The 22,061-nt window shown below is 46.4% G+C and carries 18 protein-coding genes; all 18 read left to right on the top strand.

Annotated elements, in window-relative coordinates; translation table 11 throughout:
• The first annotated feature begins 9 nt into the window (after positions 1–9).
• The 18 genes from DWX84_RS14905 (at position 10) to DWX84_RS14820 (ending at position 21,942) form a co-directional block, all read left to right on the top strand.
• Positions 10–498 carry a Dps family protein gene (locus tag DWX84_RS14905; protein WP_005863058.1) on the top strand — a complete coding sequence of 163 codons (489 nt, stop codon included), beginning with the start codon at positions 10–12 and terminating at the stop codon, positions 496–498.
• Positions 499–633: 135 nt separating this feature from the next.
• A complete protein-coding gene (locus DWX84_RS14900) occupies positions 634–1,317 on the top strand; it encodes an outer membrane beta-barrel protein (RefSeq protein WP_034531327.1) in 684 nt (227 codons plus the stop codon).
• A 154-nt stretch (positions 1,318–1,471) separates the two neighbouring features.
• Positions 1,472–1,960, top strand: a complete 489-nt coding sequence (locus tag DWX84_RS14895; RefSeq protein WP_008772444.1) for a Dps family protein — start codon at positions 1,472–1,474, stop codon at positions 1,958–1,960.
• 165 nt (positions 1,961–2,125) lie between these two features.
• Entirely contained in the window at positions 2,126–2,923 is a 798-nt protein-coding gene (locus tag DWX84_RS14890) for an IclR family transcriptional regulator (RefSeq protein WP_005863050.1), read from the top strand.
• A gap of 17 nt (positions 2,924–2,940) precedes the next feature.
• Positions 2,941–4,716, top strand: coding sequence for a YncE family protein (locus DWX84_RS14885; RefSeq protein WP_005863048.1), 1,776 nt, complete (start codon positions 2,941–2,943; stop codon positions 4,714–4,716).
• Positions 4,717–4,727: 11 nt separating this feature from the next.
• Entirely contained in the window at positions 4,728–5,822 is a 1,095-nt protein-coding gene (locus DWX84_RS14880; protein WP_005863046.1) for a hypothetical protein, read from the top strand.
• A 34-nt stretch (positions 5,823–5,856) separates the two neighbouring features.
• Positions 5,857–6,615: a hypothetical protein gene (locus DWX84_RS14875; protein WP_005863044.1), complete on the top strand. Its 759-nt coding sequence runs from the start codon at positions 5,857–5,859 to the stop codon at positions 6,613–6,615.
• Positions 6,616–6,725: 110 nt separating this feature from the next.
• Positions 6,726–10,712, top strand: coding sequence for an SUMF1/EgtB/PvdO family nonheme iron enzyme (locus tag DWX84_RS14870; RefSeq protein WP_232432061.1), 3,987 nt, complete (start codon positions 6,726–6,728; stop codon positions 10,710–10,712).
• 116 nt (positions 10,713–10,828) lie between these two features.
• Complete coding sequence (ccsA, locus tag DWX84_RS14865; protein ID WP_048928217.1) at positions 10,829–13,276, top strand: cytochrome c biogenesis protein CcsA; 2,448 nt, start codon at positions 10,829–10,831, stop codon at positions 13,274–13,276.
• 18 nt (positions 13,277–13,294) lie between these two features.
• Positions 13,295–13,609: a hypothetical protein gene (locus DWX84_RS14860; protein WP_005857750.1), complete on the top strand. Its 315-nt coding sequence runs from the start codon at positions 13,295–13,297 to the stop codon at positions 13,607–13,609.
• A gap of 41 nt (positions 13,610–13,650) precedes the next feature.
• Entirely contained in the window at positions 13,651–14,667 is a 1,017-nt protein-coding gene (locus tag DWX84_RS14855; protein ID WP_008772438.1) for a dihydroxyacetone kinase subunit DhaK, read from the top strand.
• 9 nt (positions 14,668–14,676) lie between these two features.
• On the top strand, positions 14,677–15,291 hold the full coding sequence (locus DWX84_RS14850; protein ID WP_005863034.1) for a DAK2 domain-containing protein: 615 nt from the start codon (positions 14,677–14,679) through the stop codon (positions 15,289–15,291).
• Between the two features lie 69 nt (positions 15,292–15,360).
• On the top strand, positions 15,361–16,233 hold the full coding sequence (gene lsrF / locus DWX84_RS14845; protein ID WP_005863031.1) for a 3-hydroxy-5-phosphonooxypentane-2,4-dione thiolase: 873 nt from the start codon (positions 15,361–15,363) through the stop codon (positions 16,231–16,233).
• Positions 16,234–16,380: 147 nt separating this feature from the next.
• Positions 16,381–17,265, top strand: coding sequence for a hypothetical protein (locus DWX84_RS14840; protein ID WP_008772435.1), 885 nt, complete (start codon positions 16,381–16,383; stop codon positions 17,263–17,265).
• Positions 17,266–17,317: 52 nt separating this feature from the next.
• The gene (locus DWX84_RS14835) at positions 17,318–18,637 is read left to right on the top strand and encodes an MFS transporter (protein ID WP_005863027.1); all 1,320 of its coding nucleotides are present in this window, start codon (positions 17,318–17,320) and stop codon (positions 18,635–18,637) included.
• 19 nt (positions 18,638–18,656) lie between these two features.
• Positions 18,657–19,655: a glycoside hydrolase family 130 protein gene (locus DWX84_RS14830; RefSeq protein WP_048928218.1), complete on the top strand. Its 999-nt coding sequence runs from the start codon at positions 18,657–18,659 to the stop codon at positions 19,653–19,655.
• Positions 19,656–19,774: 119 nt separating this feature from the next.
• Entirely contained in the window at positions 19,775–20,116 is a 342-nt protein-coding gene (locus DWX84_RS14825; RefSeq protein WP_005863025.1) for a hypothetical protein, read from the top strand.
• A 149-nt stretch (positions 20,117–20,265) separates the two neighbouring features.
• Complete coding sequence (locus DWX84_RS14820; RefSeq protein ID WP_197735326.1) at positions 20,266–21,942, top strand: sodium:alanine symporter family protein; 1,677 nt, start codon at positions 20,266–20,268, stop codon at positions 21,940–21,942.
• The last annotated feature ends 119 nt before the right edge of the window (positions 21,943–22,061 follow it).

Raw genomic sequence — 22,061 nt, 5'->3', positions numbered from 1 at the left:
GTAGCAATTATGAGAACATTAGATTATATCCACTTAGACGCATCAGCGGTAAGTAACGTAGTAGCAAGCTTGAAACAATTATTGGCGGACTACCAAGTATTCTATACGAACCTTCGTGGTTTCCACTGGAATATTAAGGGACACGGTTTCTTCGTTCTTCATGGTAAATTCGAGGATATGTACAACAACGCTGCCGAGAAGGTTGACGAGTTGGCGGAACGTATCCTGATGTTGGGAGGCGAGCCGGAGAACAAGTTCAGCGAGTACCTGAAAGTAGCCCGTGTAAAAGAGGTATCAGGCGTATCCTGTGGTGACGAGGCGTTAAAGAATATTCTTGATACGTATGGTCATTTGATCGATGAGGAACGTAAACTTCTTTCCTTGGCATCCGGGGCGGGAGATGAGGCTACGGTCGCTTTGATGAGCGATTATCTGAAAGAACAAGAGAAGTTGGTTTGGATGTTAGTAGCATATTCAACTTGCGATTGCAAGAAGTAAAAAAGGTGATTCATTGCGTTTGGAGAAGGTCGGAAGTGATTCCGGCCTTTTTCTGTTGGTGCCAATAGGGGTTTTTTATTGTTTCATGTCTTATTCATATATGTCGTTCGATTATTTTATCAAAATAAAAAGTATATGAAAAGAGTTGTATTATTTGCGATGGTGTTAATGTTGGGTGTAATATCGGTACAAGCCCAGTGGTCGGTAGTTCCGGAAGCGGGTATGACAGTGATGAAGGCGGGTCCAATGGTTGATTGGAAACCGAGTTGGAAGATTGGGGTAGGAGTGGAATATCAGTTGAAGCCGGAATTTCTCTCTCTGAAGTCAGGTTTGTATTATACGCAAAGGGGATATAGTAATGACAAATTTCCCGGATATGGATATGGGTGTTATTGGTGGGCAGTGCCGGGACCTACTTATGATCCGTATGGATATGCGTATGATTACTCAAATAAGGTGACACGAAATTTCTTGCAATTACCGATTATGGCTAATTTCTCATTCAAATTAGCTGAGGATATTCGTTTAAATGTTGGAGTAGGCCCTTATATAGCCGTAAGCGTATTGGATAAAGGAATGTTCGGGGGATGGTCTGTCGCTTCGGAAGAATCCGCTAAGTTTTATACCCATGATCCCTGTGAAGGGCTTCGTGCTTTTGATTGGGGTATAAGTGCCACTGTAGGTGTGGAAATAAAACAATGCTTTATCAATTTTGGCTATGATGTATCGTTAGGTAAAGAGTATAAGGGAGGATCGATCGAGGCGAATTACCATACTTTGGCTCTTACCGCAGGATATAAGTTTAAATTGGGTAAATAGAAACCCAAGTTCTATCGCAAGTCTTCCTGCTGATCGTTTAAATATAGATTCTATCTATATATGTATAGGAATTATCTGTTTGACAGTTGTTTATATTTGCCATATCTTTGCAATATAAGAAAAACGAAAAGTATAACAATTAAAAAATAGCAGTATGAAAACATTAGATTATCTTCATTTAGACGCATCAGCGGTAAGTAACGTAGTAGCAAGCTTGAAACAATTATTGGCGGACTACCAAGTATTCTATACGAACCTTCGTGGTTTCCACTGGAATATTAAGGGACACGGTTTCTTCGTTCTTCATGGTAAATTCGAGGATATGTACAACAACGCTGCCGAGAAGGTTGACGAGTTGGCGGAACGTATCCTGATGTTGGGAGGCGAGCCGGAGAACAAGTTCAGCGAGTACCTGAAAGTAGCCCGTGTAAAAGAGGTATCAGGCGTATCTTGCGGTGATGAGGCGTTAAAGAATATTCTTGATACATACGGTCATCTGATCGGTGAGGAGCGTAAACTTCTTTCCTTGGCATCTGAGGCAGGCGATGAGGCTACGGTCGCTTTGATGAGCGATTATCTGAAAGAACAGGAGAAGTTGGTTTGGATGTTAGTAGCCTACTCAACTTGCGATTGCAAGAAATAAAAATAGTAGATTCATTGCGTTTAAAGAAGGCCGGAAGAGATTCCGGCTTTTTTGTTCTATGATATTTATGCTCTGCAACATACTTAACACCTTTTTACATATTTCGTATCTTGTTTAAATTCATCACTGCTATATTTGATTCAAATCTGAAACGCAATTTCAAATATGGAAAACACGCTACCAAATATGGAAAAAGTGGATGAGAACTATAAAGTGCCTAATTTAGAGAAGGGCATTGCGGTTCTTGAGTACCTTTCCTTGCGGTCGGCGGGGGAAACATTGCAAGATATTAAGTCGGCGCTCGATATATCGCAGACCACGGCTTACCGTATTTTGAATACATTGGTGCGGCTGGAATATCTTAATTTTAGTGAAGACACGAAACGCTATAAACTTTCCCGAAAATTATTGACTCTTGGTTTCAGATCCTTGAATGAACACAATCTTTTAGAGACCGTCTTGCCACATTTGCGTGATTTACGTGATCAAGTGAAAGAGACCGCTTGCTTTGGTGTCTTGGGAGATGAGAAAGGGATTTTTATCGAACAAGCGCAAGGACATCATACGTTCCGCTTCGTCCTGTCGCCGGGAAAGCCGTTTGAGTTGCATTGTTCGGCTCCGGGAAAGGCGATTATGGCTTATTTGCCGAAGACGGTGCGAGATCGTTACCTGTCCTACATGACGTTTACACGGTATAATTCCCGGACGATCACTTCTCGTGAGGCCTATCTGGAGGAATTAGAAAGGGTTGGCAAACTGGGGTATGCCATGGATAATGAGGAGGAGCTGAGCGGCGTGATCTGTGTAGGCGCCCCGATCTTTAATTATACGGGATATCCTTGTGGAGCGATTTGGATCTCCGGCCCGAAAGACCGCTTATCGAAAGAGGTGGTGAAAAATACGGTGAAGGCGATCAAGGAGGTTGCCGGGGTAATCTCGAACGAACTAGGATTTAGAAAATAAGGAATACAAAATATACCATGAACACACGAAAATACTTGATAAAAAACTCATTGGTGGCTTGTCTTGTCGGCTGTTGCGTTTCTCTCGCTTCAGCCGGCAACCCACCTTTCTTTACTACGGATGCCGTATTGAACGCAAAGGGGGAGCTATTAATGACACAGAAAGGAACGAGACATCTGGATATCTTTTCAGCGGACGGTAAGAGCTTGCTTCATTCGTTTCCGTTTGATGAGATCCCGACCGGATTGCTTCCGGATGGGGATAAGGTGTATGTGACGACCTTCGAGAACACCGGCCGCCTACAAGTTCTTTCCTTGGAATCGGGTAGGGTGGAAGCGGCCATACCGACGGGATCGGGAGCCTGCCATCCGATGTTCGGGCCGGATAAGAAACATATATATGTATGTAATCAGTTCGATAATTCGGTGGTCGAGGTAGATCCGGTGATGCGTAAGGTAGTCCGGAGCGTGAAAGTGTTGCGTGAGCCTAAATCGGCGGTATTCAGCAAGGATGGCAAGTATATGTTTGTTACGAATTTCCTGCCCGCACAACGGGCGGACGTGGATGTGGTGGCCGCTTGCGTATCGGTAATCGAGATGGATGGGTTTACGAAAGTGAAAGATATCCAATTGGCGAATGGTAGCAATGCCTTACGAGGGATGTGCATCACGCCGGACGGGAAATATATATACGTGTCTCATAACTTGGGACGATTCACGGTGCCTACTTCCCAGCTTCAACAAGGTTGGATGAACACGAGTGCTTTTAGCGTGATCGATGTGGCGAAGCAGGAATTCGTTGGGGCGGTATTGGTGGACGAGCCGGATCGTGGCGCTGCCGGTATCTGGAGTATCGCTTGCGATGACAAGCATATCTTTATCACGCATAGCGGTACGCATGAGGTAAGCTTGATCGATCATCCGGCGATGTTGGCGAAGTTTGAGTCTTATAAGGATAAGAGCCGTCTGGATTACGACTTGAATTTCTTGTATGGACTTCGTGAGCGAGTTCCCTTACAAGGAAACGGTCCCCGAAATTTTATATTTTCGGGAGATAAGTTGATAATCCCTACTTATTTCGCCGATATCTTGAATACCGTCGATATAAATACATTGGAGGTAACGGCTACCGACATGAATCCGGGTCGTACGGAAACGCCGGAGAACAAGGGCGAGAAATATTTTAACGATGCGAATCATTGTTATCAAGGCTGGCAGAGTTGTAATGGTTGCCATCCGGGGGATGCCCGTACGGACGGGATGAACTGGGACTTGATGAATGATGGAGTTGGTAACTCGAAGAATTGTAAGAGCATGTTGTATTCGCATGTGACTCCCCCAAGCATGATCTCGGGTGTTCGTGAGAGTGCGGAATATGCGGTACGTGCCGGTTTTAAGTTCATCCAGTTTTTTGAGCCAGAAGAGGAAATGGCGAAATGTGTGGACGCTTATATGAAATCCTTGCGTCCGGTGCCTAGTCCGTATTTAGTAAATGGGGAATTATCGGATAAGGCGAAAGAGGGAAGAAAGGTGTTTGAGAAACTGAAATGTGGCGAGTGTCATAGCGGTCCTTATTATACGGATATGAAGATGCACCGTATCGGCGAGGATATCGAATTTGAGAAAGGGTGGGACACTCCTACTTTGATTGAGGTTTGGCGTACGGCTCCTTATCTGTTTGATGGGCGTGCGGCTACCATGGAAGAGGTGTTCGAGGTCCATAAGCATGGTATCGATAAAAAGGTCTCCAAGAAAGATGTCGAGGCATTAACGGAATATGTAAACTCCCTGTAAAATAAAAGGATATGAATTATTGTGAGAAAATACATTATACGATATTAAACACTGAGCCGGCTGAGTTCGCGGTTATGGTGGACGATCTATTGTCTCAATTACCTCAAAACGAGGTGATCATGAGACTGGCCTTTTTCGGTACTCCGGGTACGAATGAGGAATACGTGGCACGCCGGGTTTTGCTGCGGGAGAAAATCCGTCGGTATTATGGGGATTGCGAACCGGCTTTGAGCTATGTCTCCCAACCGCCGCTGAACGCTCCTTTGCTGATGGAGGTACATAGCTATGTGCCCGATGCGCAGGATCGGATTACTTTCCGTCATTATCAAGGTGTTCCTTATGTCTTGTTGGAGAATGCCTCGGGACGTTTCCTTTTTGCCGGCGGTTTTCAAGGGGATGTACTCCATTTTGGTATAGAGCCTCAGTCGGTGGAAGCTTTCCGGTTATTGGGGGATGTGCTTCGTCGGGAGGGTTTTCCGTTGAATAGCATTATCCGTCAGTGGAATTATATCGAGCGTATAACAGCTTTCGACGGTCAGGATCAGCATTATCAAGCGTTTAATAACGCCCGGTCTGATTTTTATAGTAAAACGGAATGGACGAATGGTTATCCTGCCGCTACGGGTATCGGGGCGAATCTGGGAGGTATCTTGATCGATGTGGATGCCGCCGTGTTTACTACGCCGGATGCTTTCGCTACGCCGATCGATAATAAGTTGCAGGTGGCTGCCCATGCGTATTCGGAACAAGTACTGGAAGTTGCCCGACAAAAGAAGACGACTCCTAAGTTCGAGCGTGCCAAGAGTATGTCTTTTCAGGATCGTAAATTGATTTATATCTCCGGTACAGCCGCTATCCGTGGTGAGGAGAGCTTGAAGGGAGTAGGGCTGGAACGTCAATTACGGATCACGATGGAAAATATAGCGGAACTGATCGCTGACGCTAAATTGGTTAAGTTACGAGTCTACTTGAAGAATAAATCCGACTACGAGGAGGCTGAGCGTTTGATGAATACCTACGGATTAAATATCCCGATCTCTTATATGTGGGCCGACGTTTGCCGGGATGAGTTATTGATCGAGATCGAGGGAATAGCGATACGTTGAAACAGATAGTACTAACAAATATACACAAAAACAAATGAGAAAAGGTTTGAACATGAAAATGGCGGCTATGGGATTGGCGTTGGCATCTATGGTCGCATGTACGGGAAAGACAACAACAGACGCTACTTGTTGCGCCGCTAACGGGGAGGGTAATTGTCCGGAAGGAACTTGCCGCAAAGAATGCACGAACGCATGTAATACTAACAATCAAAAAAATAGAACAATGGCTTATTCAAAGAAGTACACGAACGCCGATTTTTATAAAGACGGCAAGTTTCAACAAGATGTCGCTATGGAAGCGATGAAAGATATGTTTGCTTTCTACGATGTTCCTTTCACGGAGTTGATGGCGAAAGATATGTGGGTGACAGACTTTGGTTTGGGTGATTTCGAGAATGTAGGTATGGGTGGTATTTTCTGGATCAACGATCCGGAGTATAAGTATTTCGCTCACGCTATCTATTTGTTGCCGGGCCAGATGATTCCGGAACACGCTCACGTAAAGACTGACTTCCCTGCTAAACATGAGTCTTGGATGGTAGAGAAGGGTTGGGTATACAACTTCTCTGAGGTAGGTGACGAGACTCCGAACGCCCCGGCTATCCCTGCTGGACACGGACCGATCAAGAGCAAGAATTTCGTGGTTCAGAAGGTCGGCGACGTATTACGTCTGAAGAAATTGGAGACATTCCACTTTATGATGGCAGGTCCGGAAGGCGCTATCGTAGATGAGTGGGCATGCTATCACGACAACGCTGGCTTACGTTTCACGAACCAGAAGGCCGCTTTATAAAAACCTCTAGGGTTATGCTTCGTAATTCTAAGGGTTGCCGATCGTGATCCTTAGGGTTTCAATAAACAACCTTCTAAATTTAAATTTAATACATGAATAAATACTATATAATGGTATCACTCTTGTTGTCGACCTCTCTTCTTGTTTCGGCAGGTCCGAAGCAAAAGAAGGTGGATAACTGGATTGACGCCTCAGTAAAACAAAAGTCTGAGCTTCGTGCCTCTTTGGTGAAGGCGAACATGCCGATCATGTCGGCTTGGATCAAGGCGAAGCAGAAGGCTGTCCCGATGTCCGCCGATTTGACGGGGCTGGATCAGTTGGTGCTTGTTACGGCTGCCGGACCGGATGGTACGGATTGGGATTGGGGTACATGGGCGAACGCCCGTTTAATCAAGGCGGACGGTAGTTCGGTTTGGTTGGATGAGTTAGATCCTGATTATTGGGTTTCTGGCTCGGGCAGTATCCGCAAGAATACGGATTTATACGGGAATCCTTTGTTGATCGGCGGTAAGAAATACGATCATAGTGTATTATGCCATGCCAATGGCGTGATGGTGTACAATATCAATAAGGAATATGTACGCTTCGAGGCTGAGGTGGGTTTGGCCGATCAGTCGACGGTAGGTAGTGTATTCTTCCGTATCATGAATGTTTTCCCGAAGGAGGAGGCCGCACGTTTGCTAGCCGCTTATCCGAAGGAATTGGGGGCCTTAAACGCTAATATCGATGGGTTGGAGAACTGGTTGACCGCTAGTGACGCTTCCGCCGAGCGTGATATTGTCTTGAATTTGGCTTCTCGTCTGAAAGACGCTGCGTATGTAAAGAACGCTGTTAAGCAGATCGAGACGGAAAAAGATATTGATACTCAGATCCGTGAGTATTTGAAACTTTATGAGAAAACTCAACGTATCTGTAATTTGCAGAGCGACTTGAGTTGGTTGAATATGGAGGCGATTCGTTTGGCTTTCAACGATATGAAAAAGTTGAAAGGCTTCGACGCCACTAAATATCAACCGGTTCTGGATGAGTTGGAACAGCAGGTAAAGAAAGGTTTCGATGGCATTTATAATGGTGATGAGGCCGCTTTGGTTAATGCCGAGAAAGCGATCGCGAATAAACGTACGATCTTGCTGGCGAACCCGTTCTTGGATGGTGATAAAGTCTTGGCTGCCCGCTTTAAATTAGGTGTAAACGCTCATAAGGCAATGGCTCCGGATTTGGGTACGCAGGGTAATAACTGGAGTAACCAAGAGTCCGCCCGCCGTATGGGCTTCGACGCCGATATCGTGGAGTTGAGTAATTTACGCGGGGAGGATGTACAGGTACGGTCGATCTATAAACCGGAAAACGGTTCCTCTGTCGCCGACTTGCGGATGCATTGGGATGGCGATCGTGCTATGTTTACCCAGACGATGCCCGATAAGCGTTGGAACGTATTCGAGGTGAAATTGGATGGTACCGGTTTCAAGCAATTGATTCATAATGAGGAGCCGGATCTGGAGTTCTACGACGGAACCTACCTGCCAGACGGACGTATCATCGCCAACTCGAATATCGGTTATCAAGGCGTGCCTTGTGTAAGCGGTGATGACCCTGTCGGTAATATGGTACTTTATACGCCGGACACGAAGAGCTTGCGCCGTCTGACTTTCGATCAAGACGCAAACTGGAACCCGGTAGTGATGAATAACGGTCGTGTGATGTACACTCGTTGGGAGTACACGGACTTAACGCACTATTATTCCCGTATCGTGATGAACATGAATCCGGATGGTACGGAGCAGAAAGCGCTGTATGGTAGCGGATCGATGTTCCCGAACAGTACGTTCGATATTCAGCCGTTGCCGGGCCACGGTTCCGCTTTCGTGGGAATTATCTCCGGTCACCATGGTATTGCCCGTTCCGGTCGTTTGATCGTGTTCGATCCGGCGAAAGCCCGTAAAGGCGCCGCTGGTATGGTACAGGAGATCCCGTATCGTAACCGGCCGATCGTGGAGGAGATTAAGGATGAGTTGGTAAATGGCGTATGGCCGCAGTTTATCAAACCGACTCCGCTGAATGATAAATATTTCTTGGTGGCCGCTAAATTAGATCCACAGGATTTATGGGGTATCTATTTGGTGGACGTATTCGATAACGTGACTTGTTTGCGTAAGGTAGAGGGTGAGGGCTATATCAGTCCGGTTGCCGTACGTAAGACACAGACTCCTCCGGCTATTCCGGACCGTGTGAAATTGAATGACAAAGAGGCTACGGTCTTTATTCAGGATATTTACGAGGGAGAGGGTTTGAGAGGCATTCCCCGGGGTACGGTTAAGTCTCTTCGTCTGCACGCTTATGAGTATGCTTACGTGAAGACTACCTCCGATCATAACTGGCATGGAATCCAGTCCGGTTGGGACATCAAGCGTATGTTGGGTACGGTTCCGGTAGAAGAGGATGGCTCCGCTATCTTCAAGATCCCGGCGAATACGCCGATCTCTATCCAGCCGTTAGACAAAGACGGAGTGGCTATCCAGTGGATGCGTAGCTGGTTGACCGGTCAGCCGGGCGAGGTGGTATCTTGTATCGGTTGCCATGAGGACCAGAACCAGATTCCTATCCCGAAACGTGTGATGGCTTCGCAGAAAGCCCCGCATGCGTTGACTCCGCCGGAAGGGGGGACCCGTTCGTTCACGTTCGATCTGGAGATCCAACCGATCTTGGATCGCGCTTGTATCGCTTGCCATAATGGTGAGGGCAAGGCTTTCGACTTGCGTGGGGGCAAGAAGGATAAATTAGGTTATGGCACTTCTTACTTGAATCTGCATCCGTATGTACACCGTCAAGGTGGCGAGGGTGATATGGTGGTTCTTCAACCGTATGAATATCATCCGAACACGAGTGAACTGGTTCGTATGTTGAAGAAAGGGCACTTTAACGTGCAACTGACGGATAAAGAGTGGAAAACCCTTTATAACTGGATTGATTACAACGCTCCGGATAAGGGTTATTTCAATGCGAATGTGCTTTCGAAGGATATCATCCCGTATCAAGGCTTCGACCAGATCAAGCGTCGTAAAGAGTTGACGGATAAGTATGCGAATGGCGCAGGCGTGGATTGGAAGAAAGAGATCTCCGATTATGCCGCTTACTTGAAGGGTAAAGGTGAGATCAAACCGGAGATGCCGGAGAAATTGGCTCCTGTCAAGGAAAAAGAGTTGAAGGTGAAAGGTTGGCCATTCGATGCGGACCGGATCAAGGCTATGTTGGCCGACGAGAAGGAAACCCGTAAGGAGATTGAGTTGGCTCCGGGTATCAAGATGACATTTGTTCGCATTCCGGCCGGACAATTCGTGATGGGTAGCTATCGTGGGCAATCCGATACTCGTCCGACGGCGAAAGTGAAGATTGACAAAGCTTTCTGGATGGGTGAGTTGGAGGTTACGAATCAGCAATTCAACGTGATTTTCCCGGATCACGACAGCCGTTTCGTGGATCAGCAATGGAAGGATCACGTGGTTCAAGGATATCCCGCTAATAAGCCAGAGCAACCGGTAATCCGTGTAAGTTACAATGACGCGATGGATTATTGTAAGAAGCTGAGTGAGAAAACAGGCTTGAACATCACGCTTCCGACCGAGGCGCAATGGGAATGGGCTTGTCGTGCCGGCAGCGATCAAGATTTCTGGTATGGCGATATGAATGCGGACTTCGGCAAAAAGGATAACCTAGCCGACGTAACCACGCTTCTGCTTGCCGTAAGCGGTATAGACCCGCAACCGATGCCTAAGACTTCTTATTGGTACAAGTACTATACTTACTTACCGAAAGAGGAAGGCGTGGATGATGGCAATTTGGTTCAGGTGGGTGGTAAGCAATATGAAGCGAATCCGTTCGGTTTGTATTGCATGCACGGTAACGTGGCGGAATGGACTCGTTCAGATTACTTGCCTTATCCTTACAACGAGAAATCGAAAGAGGTTTCCGAGTATAAGGTGGTTCGTGGCGGTTCTTATATCGAGCGACCGAAATTCTCGACGGCTTATACCCGTAAAGGATATTATCCGTACCAACGTGTATTCAACGTAGGCTTCCGGGTAATTATTGAGGATTAATAGACAAGGTCTATTTATAGATAGATAACATGGATGCGGCAAATTAATCGCCGATTCTTTCAAAAATGATTAATCTGCGTACATTTGTCGCATCAGTGTTATTAATAAATGAGCAAATGAAAACTCTAGAAAGATTTATCTCTTCTTCTGTGACGACTATCGTCCTACTATTGATCTACGCCTTTGGCTTGGCTATCGCTACTTTTATAGAGAAGTATCATGGTACTGCCGCCGCTAAAGCGATGATTTACTATTCTCCTGTATTTTTCTTACTCCAATTCTTATTGGTAGCCAATTTCGTGGCTATCGTTATCAAGCACCAGTTACTTAAGCGGCGTAGATGGGGATTGATGGTCACCCATGCCGCCTTTATTGTCATCCTTCTGGGTGCCCTTATTTCCCACCTTTTCGGCGAGGAAGGAATCCTTCACCTGCGTGAGGGAGAGGCTAGCGATCGTATCATGATCCGTACCTCGGACCAGACTCTCTATCATACGCTTCCTTTTAGCGTAGAACTCGTGAAATTTACCTTAACCCGCTATCCCGGCTCTGCCAGTCCCTCTGCTTATGAGAGTGAGTTGCTGGTACATGTAGATGGACAGACTCGCCATGCCCGGGTATATATGAATAATGTATTAGACGTGAAAGGCTATCGCTTCTTCCAAGCCTCCTATGACCCGGATGAGCAAGGAACGGTACTTTCCGTGAACCGAGATGTGGCCGGAAGGAATATTACGTATACCGGCTACGTGATTTTAGTGATCGGCTTTATACTTTGCTTGGTAGGTAAAAACTCCCGTTTCATGAAATTAAGCCGACAGTTGAAAGATTTAAGATCGGGCGCTCGTAAAACGACCCTGTTAGTAGCGATTCTTCTTTCCGTAGGGGGCTTGCGGGCGCAAGGTGCGGCCGCTCCCGAGATGAAGGAGGCCATACAGAAATATGCGATAAGTCCGGAACATGCCGCTAAGTTCGGTGCGTTGCCGATCCAATCGGTAAGCGGACGTATGTTGCCGATCAATACATTTTCTTCCGAGGTACTGCGAAAGTTGCATAAATCGGATCAGTTCGGTTCCTTGAACTCTGATCAGTTCTTGTTGAGTGTCTTGGCTATGCCGGATATGTGGGTCCGGGTGCCGTTTATCGCCTTGTCTAATAATGAGCTGGCTAATTATTACGACCTTACGGATAAGGATTGCGCCTATATAGAGGTATTCGATAGTAACGGACGCTATAAATTGCAAGAGAAGCTGGAAGAGGCCTACAATAAAATGCCAGCGGAGCGTACCCGCTTCGATAAAGACTTGATCAAGCTGGATGAGCAGGTAAATATCTTCCATCAATTGATCAATTACCAGATGTTAAACCTTTTCCCGAAAGAGGACGACCCGGATCACAAATGGTATGCGCCGGGCGATGATTTATCGGCGTTTTCCGGAAAGGACTCCATGTTCGTTACCCACATTATGGGCTGGTATTTATCGGAGGTACAGGAAGGATTGAAGAGTGGTGATTGGGAGAAAGCGGACGAGGTAATCGGAATGATCCATACGTATCAGCAAGCCAAGAATAAGACGGTAGACATTCGCCCTGAGAAAATACAGGCCGAGATTAAATATAATCAAATGGATGTATTCCGGCAATGTAAGAAAGGGTACTTGATTTTGGGAGGCTTGTTGCTGGTCTTCGCTTTCGTGGCCTTATTCAAGAAGGAAAAATGGGTTACCTATACGACTTGGTTATTGAGTCTGGGCATTTTGGCCGTATTCGTTTTCCATATGTATGGGATGGGAATGCGGTGGTATATCGCAGGTTACGCCCCTTGGAGCAATTCGTACGAGACGATGGTTTATGTGGCTTGGGCTACGGTGTTCGCCGGGTTGTTGTTCGTACGCAAGAGTACGCTTACGTTTGCGTTGGCTACTTTATTCGGGGGGATCATCTTGTTCGTGTCCGGCTTGAGTTGGATGGACCCGCAGATCAATCCGCTGGTTCCGGTCTTGAAATCCCCATGGTTGATGTTCCATGTGGCGGTTATCGTGGGAGCTTATGGTTTCTTCGGTATTAGCTGTCTGATCGGCTTGACGAATCTGGTGATGATGAGCGTAAGCGGGGAGAAGAACAGCGTGATGCTCAAAGAACGGGTACGAGAATTGAGTATCGTGAACGAGATGTCACTTTGGATCGGATTGGCCCTGATGACGATCGGTACTTTCTTGGGAGCGGTCTGGGCGAATGAGTCGTGGGGACGTTATTGGGGCTGGGACCCGAAGGAGACGTGGGCGTTGATTACGATGGTGATATATGCGATCGTGACGCATCTCCGCTTGATACCGAAATGCAATAACCTGTGGTTGTTTAATTTTACGTCTATCTTGGCCTTCTATTCGGTGTTGATGACCTTCTTCGGCGTGAATTATTTCTTGAGTGGCATGCACTCTTATGGCCAGAATGACAACGTGAACGGGATATTTATTTATCTTTATCTGTCGATCATCCTAGTATTGGGGGCTGGCTTTATATCCTATCGGAAGAGAACGAATTTTAATAATATAATTGTCTAACTATAAATTGAATAGATCATGAGAACATTTAATCACGTAGGAATTGTCACTACAGAAAGTAAAGAAGGGGCGGTTTATAACGAAGGCCTGAGTGTATGGTTGACGGATTACAGCAAGAGTCCGAACCGGATCGAGTTCTTGAAATTCGAGAAAGGCAGCTGCCTACCGGAGTTGGTACAGACCAATGGCCATATCGCTTATACGGTTCCTTGTTTGGAAAAAGAGTTGGAAGGTAAGAAGGTAATCTTCGGCCCGGCTGTTTGCGACGAGCACTTGACGATCGCTTTCATCGAGGAAGAAGGTATCGCTATCGAGATCATGGAACTAAAATAATTCGTAAATCAAAATTCATAAATCTAAAGGAGGATAATACCATGTCAGACATCAAGACAAAATTCATAAATGATCCTGAGAATATTACGGCTGAGTTATTGGAAGGTTATGCGTTAGCGTATCCGAATCAAGTAAAGTTGGCGGCTGAGAATATCGTCGTACGTGCTAACCCGAAAGGCAATGATAAGGTAGCGATCGTTACCTTAGGCGGTTCCGGTCATGAGCCTGCCTTGAGCGGTTTCGTAGGAGAGGGCATGTTGGATTGCTCCGTCGTGGGTGACGTATTCGCCGCTCCGGGTGCCCAACGTTTGTTTCAGGCACTGCAATTGATGGATCGTGAGGCCGGGATCTTGCTGGTCGTATTGAACCATTCCGGCGACGTGATGAGCGCTAATATGGCTTGCCAGTTGGCTGCTCGTAAGGGTATCAAGGTGAAGAAATTACTTACGCATGATGATATCAGCGCAGGTATCGGGGCGAATGTAGATGATCGCCGTGGCTTGGCCGGTTGTGTTCCTTTGTATAAGATATTAGGTGCCGCCGCCGAGGAAGGGAAGTCTTTAGACGAGTTGATTGAGATAGGTGAACGCTATAATAAGAACGTGGCTACCTTGGCTGTCGCTATGCGTTCTTGTACGCATCCCCAGAACGGAGGTACGATCACGAATCTTCCCGATGGAATCATGGAGATCGGTATGGGCCAGCATGGCGAAGGTGGTGGTGGACAGAAACCGTTGGTATCCGCCGATGATACGGCAGCGGAGATGGTAGACCTACTTTGCCAGCAGTTACAGCCAAAAGCCGGTGATAAGATGTTGTTGATCATTAACGGCGTAGGCGCTACTACCCATATGGAATTGAATATCATCTTCCGCAAGGCTTATAAGGAATTAGAGGCTCGTGGCTTGCAGGTGGTGGTAAGCCGTATCCAAGAGATCTTGACCGTACAGGAGCAAGCTGGATTCCAGATGATCATGGCGATCTTGGATGAGGACCATATCGATTATTTGAATAACAAACGTGCGGACGCACCTTATTGGACAACCCTAGGTAAATAAATAATATACATGAAACAACTTACTATCGAGGCCTTCAAGGCCATGTTAGACAATGCGCTGAAACAGATCAAGGCACGTGAGGAGGAATTTTCTAAATTGGATGCCGTAATCGGGGATGGAGATCATGGTACCGCTATCGTTGCCGCTATGACTGCCGTGAATAAAAGCGCTCAGTCTGGAACGGAGTTCAAGCAAATGCTTGGTGATATGGGTATGGACGTGATGATGGAAGTGAGCGGATCGACAAGTACCTTGCTCGGCGCTTTCTTCTTGGGTATGAGCGATCATGCAGAGGGAACCGAGTTGGATGCCGCAGGCGTGAAAGCTATGTTCGCCGGTGGCTTGGCGAATGTGCAACAACAAACCCAAGCGAAACGAGGCGACAAGACGATGATGGATGCCTTGATCCCGGCGGTGGAGGCTATGCAGGCTTGTACGTCGGATGATATCAAGGAAGTCTTGAATGCTGGCGCTAAAGCGGCGCTTGAGGGAGCGGAGGCTACGGTACCGATGAAAGCTAACTTTGGCCGTGCCCGTAACTATGGCGAGCGTTCGATTGGTTTCGCTGATAGCGGGGCTACTTCTTGGAGCTGTATGTTCGCTTCTTTTGCTGAGGCGCTATAAAATAATACACAGCGTGAGACGGGGCGTGCCCCGTCTCTATAAAATATAATAATATAACGAATAATAAATATGGCAGATTTAGATGATTTAAGAGAAGGTGCGGACTTCGGTTTAGGCATCAATTGTGAGAACCAGAGTTTCCATGTGAAGGGAGCCGAGAACTTACCTTGGGGTATGAAAGACCGTTTATCCCGTATCTTCAATCCGAAGACAGGCAAGGCGGTTATGCTTGCTTTTGACCATGGTTTCATCATGGGGCCGACTTCCGGTCTGGAGCGTATCGACTTGAATATCGTTCCTTTGATTGAATATGCGGATTGCTTGATGTGTACCCGTGGTATCCTGCAATCTACGATTCCGGCGAATACGACGAAACCGATTTGTCTTCGTTCGGACGCAGGAACGTCTATCCTTACGGATTTGAACGATAATGTATTGATCGATATAGAGGACGCTATCCGTATGAACGTCTCCGCCATGGCGGTTATGTTGGCTATCGGCGACGAGGCGCATGAGGCTAAGACTGTGGCTAACTTATATAAAGCGGTCGATAAGGCTAGCCGTTACAATATCCCGGTAATGGGTGTTACCGCTGTTGGTAAGCAAATGGCTCGAGACGCTCGTTATTTCGGTCTGGCTTCCCGTATCTGTGCGGAGAATGGCGCTAATATCGTGAAGACCTACTATTGTGAGGGCTTCGAGAAGGTAGCCGCCGCTTGCCCGGTTCCCGTGGTAATCGCCGGTGGTAAGAAATTACCGGAGAAGGAGGCGTTGGAATTATGTTATAATGCGATTAACGACGGTGCGGCCGGCGTGGATATGGGACGTAATGTATTCCAGAGTACTTCTCCTGTCGCCATGATCCAGGCGGTTCATGCGGTCGTGCATCAAGGTATCACGCCTGATCAGGGATATGAGTTGTTCCGTGACTTAGCGAAATAAAGAAGAATGAACCAATGTGTCGTTTCGCTAAATGTGTCAATATGCCAATGCGAATACAACACACATGATCTTTTTTTGCAGGGTGGATCCCATGTGTCCATCCTGCTATAATTGGCATATTATCTAATTAGTACATTATTATATACCATGAAAATCTATACTTTTATATTATCCGCATGCCTGCTACTCGTATGTTCCGCATGTCATGAGGCGTCGCATCATCTTTTATTAGGCGGTTCCGGCTGGGATAAGATCGCCATCGTAAACAAGAACACGAAAGAAATTGAATGGGAGCATCCCTTGGAAAAAGGATGGGAATGTAATTCCGTAGCTGTTACTCCCGATCGGAATATCCTTTTTTCCTATTCGAAAGGGGCAAAGCTAATCACCCGGGATCATGAGGAGGTCTGGAATATCTCCGCTCCGGAAGGGTGTGAGATGCAGACAGCCCGTGTACTTTCCAACGGTAATTATTTATTGGCGTGGTGTGGAAACCCGGCTACGATCATGGAAGTGAACGCAAAAGGAGAGATCCTGTCGAAAACAGATTTCGATACCCGAATTGAGCAACCCCATGCACAATTCCGTCAAGTAAACAAGAATAAGCGGGGCAATTATCTAGTGCCCTTGTTCGCTACCTCCGAGATCCGGGAAATATCCCCGTCCGGTCAATTGCTGAAAAGCGTGAAAGTAGACGGTAACCCGTTTAGCGTGGCTGCGTTGGATAACGGTAATTATCTGGTCGCTTGCGGTGATGCCCATTGCTTCATAGAGCTGAATTTCGAGACCGGAGATATCGTTCGCAAGGTGAATGCGAACGATATCGAGGGAGCCCAGCTTTTCTTTGTTGCCCAGTTGCTCCCTAAACGGGACGGTGGTTTGTATATCTGTAACTGGCAAGGCCATGACGGAGAGGCTGCGAAAGGACATTACCCGCAGTTGATCGAGATAAACGGAGCCGGAAAGATGGTCTGGGATTTGAATGATAACGCTACCTTCGGGATGATCTCCTCTATTTGTCCGATCGATTAAAGATATATCCGGATTATTAATTATATTTGTACACCTAAATTCTAAATAAAGCATGGAAGAGAAAAACACGAATGCTACTAAACGTCGAAACCCTGTGACTTGGGTCCCTAGTGTCTATTTTGCTATGGGATTGCCTTTTGTAGTGCTGAACATGGTTACCGTACTCATGTTTAAGGGATTGGATATATCGGATGCCCAGATTGCGTTATGGACCTCGGTTATCATGTTACCTTGGACCTTAAAGCCTTTATGGAGCCCGTTTTTGGAAATGTATCGTACTAAGAAATTCTTTGTCGTATTGACCCAGTTGTTATCCGGTTGCTTATTCGGTTTAGTGGCCTTGGCGTTAAACTTGCCGAGTTTCTTTGCTCTATCTATCGCATTATTAGGTATTATAGCGCTTAGCGGGGCTACGCATGACGTGGCAACGGATGGCGTTTATATGAAAGAGCTCTCGCCGGAGGATCAAGCCAAATATATCGGTTGGCAAGGTGCGTTTTACAATTTGGCGAAGATCGTAGCCACGGGTGGTCTGGTTTATCTGGCGGGTTATATGATGCAATATTTTACCGGGATAGGATTGGAGAAAGAGGCCGTGATATACGCTTGGATGATCGTTATGCTGCTTTGCGGTACGATCATGATCCTGCTTGGTTTTTATCATATGAAGATGTTGCCTTCGGGTGGGAAAGCCGCTACCAGAGAACATTCGTTGAAGGAAAGTATGGCTGAGTTATGGCTGGTCTTCAAGGAGTTCTTCACGAAGAAGTATATCGTGTGGTATATCTGTTTCATCATATTGTATCGTTTTGCCGAGGGTTTCGTGATAAAGATCGTACCTTTGTTCTTGAAAGCTCCGATAGCTGATCAAGGATTAGGACTAACGGAGCAAGAAATTGGTTTGTATTATGGTACGTTTGGGGCGGCGGCGTTCGTGCTGGGTTCTTTGCTTGGTGGATATTATATCTCGGCCAAGGGATTGCGAAAGGTATTGTTTACGCTTTGTTGTTGTTTCAATATACCGTTTTTGGTATACACGTTCTTGGCGTGTTTCCAGCCTGATAATGGTCTCATTATCGCTTCCGCCATCGTATTCGAGTATTTTGGCTATGGATTCGGTTTCGTGGGCTTGATGCTGTTTATGATGCAACAGGTAGCTCCGGGCAAGCATCAGATGGCGCATTATGCGTTCGCTTCAGGTATCATGAACCTTGGCGTAATGCTTCCGGGAATGATGAGCGGTTTCGTGAGCGACTGGCTAGGTTATAAGTATTTCTTTATCGTGACCTTGCTGGCGATGATCCCTTCATTCTTGGTAGCCTATTTCGTACCGTTCACGTATGACGATAAAGGTAATAAGTTAGTACAGTAATATTTTAATAGGATTAGTTATGGATAATTTGAAAATCGTAGGCGCTCCGCTGCCTAATATGCCTTGGGAAGATCGTCCCGAGGGTAGCAAAGAAGTATTGTGGAGATATTCGAAGAACCCGGTGATTCCTCGTGATATCCTTCCGACATCGAACAGCGTGTTCAACAGTGCTGTTGTCCCTTTCAAAGGTGGTTATGCCGGTGTGTTCCGTTGCGACGATACGAATCGCCGGATGCGTTTGCACGTAGGTTTTAGCGCAGATGCCATTCATTGGAGTATCTCCGAGACAAAACTCGAGTTTGAGTGCGACGACAAGGAGATCGGCGAGTTTGTTTACGCCTACGACCCCCGTGTATGTTTTATCGAGGATCGTTATTATGTGACTTGGTGTAACGGTTATCATGGCCCGACGATTGGCGTGGCTTACACGTTCGATTTCGAGACCTTCCATCAGCTGGAGAACGCTTATCTGCCTTTCAACCGTAATGGCGTGATGTTCCCTCGTAAGATTAACGGAAACTTCGCCATGTTAAGCCGTCCGAGCGACAACGGTCATACTCCGTTCGGCGATATATTCTATAGCGAGTCTCCGGATATGTGTTTCTGGGGTAAACATCGCCACGTGATGTCTCCGGCTGCGTTCGAGGATAGCGCTTGGCAGTGTACGAAGATCGGTGCGGGCCCTATCCCTATCGAGACTTCCGAGGGCTGGTTATTGATTTACCACGGCGTGCTTCGTTCTTGCAACGGGTATGTGTATAGCTTCGGTTCCGCTATCTTGGATTTGGAGCAACCTTGGAAAGTGAAATTCCGCTCCGGACCTTATTTGTTATCCCCGCAAAAGGATTACGAGTGCATGGGAGACGTTCCGAACGTAGTCTTTCCCTGTGCCGCCTTGCATGATCCGGAGACGAAACGTATCGCTATCTATTACGGCTGCGCGGATACGGTAACAGGATTGGCTTTTGGCTATATTGATGAGATTTTGGACTTTACGAAGAAGAATTCTATCATTTAACAGACTCGAGAAGAACAATATACTTTTGTTGTCGAAACAATATACTTTTACACACGAAAGTATATTGTTTTAGAACAAAAAGTATATTGTTTTTTTTATTAGGTAAAAGAGTAAGAGTTATGACAAAGATACAACAGTTTTTGGCAGATCTGCCCGAGGAGAAGAAATCCTTGTTTGTCCCTGTTTTCGGGAGCATGGAGAAATTTTATACGGTAGTTTACTTGATCGCCCGGAATGAGCACGTCACTGATCAGGAGAAGCCAGATCGTTATGAGGATCGTTTACAGGTGATTCGCCAGATACGTAACCGGGTGGAGAAACTAGTTTCCTCGTATGGCTTGGACGGAGGGGAGATCGTAGCCGATATCGCCAGCGACTATTTTGAGGATTATGTCAATTACAAAGAGCCGGAGCTAGACATTACGAATGATGAGTTTATCGCTATCCTCCAGAAAATATAGGAGATAAATATAATTTTATTGTGTGATAGTATCTTTTTGATTGTGAAAAAGCAATCTTGTAAGTCTAAAATGAAAAACAAAAGCTTGTAAGGTTGCTTTTTGTTTTATTATTCTTAACTTGCGGCATCATTATTTAAAAATGTAGGCAGATGATGCAAGAGTTGAATAACTTACTATCCCTTATTGACGCTCATTTTGGAGGATCACAATGGTTTGTTTTTCTATTACTGGGAACCGGATTGTTCTTTACGGTCTATCTTCGGTTTCCGCAATTGCGCTTTTTCGGGCATGCGATCAAGGTCGTGCGGGGGAAGTACGACAATAAGCAAGACATAGGAGATACCTCCCATTTCCAAGCGTTGGCAACTGCTCTTTCGGGCACGGTGGGGACCGGTAATATAGCCGGTGTCGCTCTGGCCATACATCTAGGTGGTCCTTCTGCCTTGTTTTGGATGTTGATGACGGCGTTCTTGGGTATGACTACCAAGATGGTAGAGGTCACCCTTTCCCATAAGTATCGTGAGCAGACGGAAGATGGTACGATTTCCGGCGGTCCGATGTATTATATGAAGCATCGTTTGCATATGCGTTGGTTGGCGGGACTTTTTGCGGTCGCTACTATTTTCTCCTCTTTCGGTACGGGTAGTCTGCCACAGGTAAATAGCATCTCGAACGCCATGTTTTCGGCGTTCGGTATTCAGCAATATATTACCGGGGCGGTTTTATCGGTCTTGCTGGGATTGATCGTGATCGGGGGAATCAAGCGTATAGCGCAGGTTACCGAGAAGTTGGTACCTTTTATGGCGGTCGTCTATCTGCTCGGTGCCTTCAGCATATTGGCCTATAATTACCAGCATATCCTACCTTCGTTTATCTCTGTTTTCTCGAATATCTTTTCCGGTACGGCGGCTACGGGTGGTTTCTTAGGAGCGACGGTTGTCTGGGCTTTTAACCGAGGTGTGAACCGTGGATTATTCTCGAATGAGGCGGGGCAAGGTTCCGCTCCGATCGCTCATGCGGCAGCCAAGACGGAAGAGCCGGTATCCGAGGGTATGGTCGCTTTATTGGAGCCGTTCATCGATACGATCGTGATTTGTTCGATAACCGGCTTGGTTCTATTGTCATCCGGTACTTGGCTGAAAAAGTTTGAGAATAAGTTTCAGCAGGCGGATACGGTAGTCTTGTCCGGTGCTTATCATGAATCGGACCCGGACGGTAAATCCGCAGTGTCGGAGCATGTACTAGGGAATAAGCCCCTGCCTTTTTATACAGGCTCCTTGGAGGTCCGGAACGGACAGATCCTAAATACGGATATAACGTTACTACACGCACGTTCCTTTGCGGATAGCGTGCGGGTCAAGGAAGGGAAGGAGGTGTTGTTTAGTGGTACGCTCTCTGTACGTGACGGACGTATCGAATTACCTATGAATAAAGAGCGTGCGGTGTATTTAACCGGTAAGTCGCTGCTTCATTCCGCCCCCTTGTCTACGGAGGCGTTTAAGAAAGGTTTTTTAGGGGATTGGGGGCAGTTTATTATTCCGTTTTCCCTGTTGTTGTTTGCGTTTTCTACAACGATAGCATGGTCTTACTACGGTGATCGGGCGGTGACCTATCTTTGGGGAACGAAATATGTCCGTATTTACCACGTAATCTATATTGTCGGATTTTTCTTGGCCTCGTTCACGGATACTACTATTGTTTGGACATTATCCGGTATCACCGTGGCTTTGATGACGCTCCCGAACTTGATTGGTATCTTGCTGTTACATAAGGAAGTGAAAAGCTCTGTCAATGAGTATTGGCGACGGATGAAAGAGAAGTTATGAATGTCAATAACATTTTTTGTGTATAATACGCTTTGTATGTGTTTAATAACGCCTATCTTTGCCAATTGCCGGAATTTCAGGTTCTGGGTATTAGTTGAGAAGAGTAATGATTGAGAGTT

Origin of the sequence: Parabacteroides sp. AF21-43, from assembly GCF_003635435.1 — a bacterium.
Lineage (GTDB): Bacteria > Bacteroidota > Bacteroidia > Bacteroidales > Tannerellaceae > Parabacteroides > Parabacteroides distasonis.
The sequence above is the reverse complement of the archived record's forward strand: the minus strand, read 5'-3'. Positions and strand labels throughout refer to the sequence as shown.